This is a genomic window from Nocardia sp. CY15, assembly GCF_009829295.1.
Classification (GTDB): Bacteria; Actinomycetota; Actinomycetes; order Mycobacteriales; family Mycobacteriaceae; genus Nocardia; species Nocardia sputi.
Window position 1 is genome coordinate 1 of record NZ_VUOT01000084.1, and the last position, 1,950, is coordinate 1,950.

The 1,950-nt window shown below is 68.7% G+C and carries 2 protein-coding genes; both read left to right on the forward strand.

The features are described from left to right. Positions 1 to 122 precede the first annotated feature (122 nt). Positions 123 to 953, forward strand: coding sequence for a nucleoside hydrolase (locus tag GVY39_RS33650; RefSeq protein ID WP_159989407.1), 831 nt, complete (start codon positions 123 to 125; stop codon positions 951 to 953). Further along, a complete protein-coding gene (locus GVY39_RS33655; protein WP_236565827.1) occupies positions 953 to 1,861 on the forward strand; it encodes an SAM-dependent methyltransferase in 909 nt (302 codons plus the stop codon). The genes GVY39_RS33650 and GVY39_RS33655 overlap by 1 nt, the downstream gene beginning before the upstream one ends. The last annotated feature ends 89 nt before the right edge of the window (positions 1,862 to 1,950 follow it).

Consider the following 1,950-nt stretch of genomic DNA (forward strand, 5'->3'; position numbering starts at 1 on the left):
GGAGAACCGACCATGCCCGACCATGTCCCCTCGACCGACCTGTGGACCGTCCAACCCGAACCCGCGACCGGTGGCCTCGTGATGCTGTCGCGACCGACATCGCCTATGACCCGGACGATTTCGTGGCCTTGGTGATCGCGGCGCGGCTGGTGCCGCCGAGCCAGCTGGTGGTCGTCACCGCGGATGAGGTCGGCGGCCTGCGCGCACAGTTCGCCCGCCGCGTACTGGACTGGCTCGACCGCAGCGAGGTACCGGTCATCGAAGGTATCGACCTCGGCGGCAAGCGCCGGTTCCTGCCCGATCCCGGCCAACAGATCCCCGACTACATACGCCCCACACCCGAGGAACGCGAGGACCGTCACCACGCGATGATCGATGTCCTCACCGACATGATCGCCTCGGCTGACGGTCCGGTGCGGTGGGTGGGATGCGGTCCGATGGCCGAGCTGGCCGCCCTGCTCACCGCCGCACCGGAGTACGCCGAGCAGTTGATCGTCACCCAGATGGGCGGATGGCTCGACCACTACCGCGACCTCGAACGCGCCTCGCACAACTTCCACACCGACATGAGTTCAGCCGGCCTCGCCCTGCGAGTACTGCCCCGCCCCAGATTGGTGATGTCGGAGCACACCAACCATCCCGCGATCCGGGTGACCGAGGACTGGGCGCTGGCCGATGCCCTGGACGCCGATTCCGCCCCGGAGTGGGCGCGATGGCTGTCCACGCATTTCCACCGCTGGTTCGCTATCAAGAACGGCTCCTGGATGCATGACCCACTGACCCTGTCCGCCGCCCTCGGCTATCCGTTCGTGAAGTTCACCAGCGAACGGATCCGCATCGGCCACGACGCGCGCCTGTACCGCAACCCGTACGGACGCCCGATGCAAGTATCGGCCGAGGTCGACTACGACGGGTTCCTTGACTGGATGCAGTCGGTGGTGACGTACTGGTGATGTGCCCCACCTGCGGTCAGACAACCCAACTGGCCTGGGACCCGGACACGATCCGGGCGCGTGAGCGCGCGCTCAACGCCGAGCTGTCGGGGCCGACCCACGCTCGCGTCCTCGATGCTCTGCTGCCCGCCGACCTCGACCGTCCTTACGACCCCGACCAGATATCCGGCAAGGACAACTTTGCCTGCGACCGCGACATGACCGCGCTGTTGGACCGTCGCGCGCCGGGATTCCGGGCCAGCGTCCACGCCGGGCACATGTTCCTGCTGCGCGCGGTAGCGGAGCTGGCGCGGGCGGGGGTCTCACAGTTCGTGGTCATCGGATGCGGATATCCGCGCAAACGCAACGTGCACAACGTCGCTCGCGAGATCAACCCAGCCGCCCACGTCCTCTACCTCGATCACGACACGCTCGTGTCCGCGTATGGGCGCGCCCTGCTCGAGACCGAATCCCGGTTCGCGCAGGCCGATCCGAGCGACCCTGCCGCGATCCTGGCCGCCATCGGCCACCCACGCGGCCCGACAGGCGGGCTCAACCCCGGCGAACCGATCGCGCTGGTGTTCGGGTCGCTGGTCCTCGAGCAACTCGACGCACCCGGACAGGTGATCGCGGAACTGGTCGCCGCACTGGCGAGTGGGTACGTGGCGGTCACCCACATCTGTACCGGCACTGTCACCGATGTCGCCCGCCGCGCAGCCGCCGTCTACACCGAGCACAACCTGACACTGCGGCCCCGCGCAACCCGCGAAGTCACGACCATGCTGACAGGGGTGGAACTGCTCGGCCCCGGCCTGACGGTCGCCCAGGACTGGACCCCCGCCCCCGCCCCCGCCGCCAGCCCCGGCACGGGCGAGTCGAGCGGACGGTGCTGCTGGGCCGCGCTCGGAACATGGGGAGCGACCCGATGACACCCGAGGACCTACCGGGGCGCAGTGGCCGCGACGCGGGCAGGATCGCCCACCGCCCCATACTGCTGGCGGTCCAGGACAGCAACATC

What these genes read in the sequence shown, in the direction of transcription:
- GVY39_RS33655 (WP_236565827.1), top strand. Translation starts at nt 953, where the DNA reads ATGTGCCCCACCTGCGGTCAGACAACCCAACTGGCCTGGGACCCGGAC.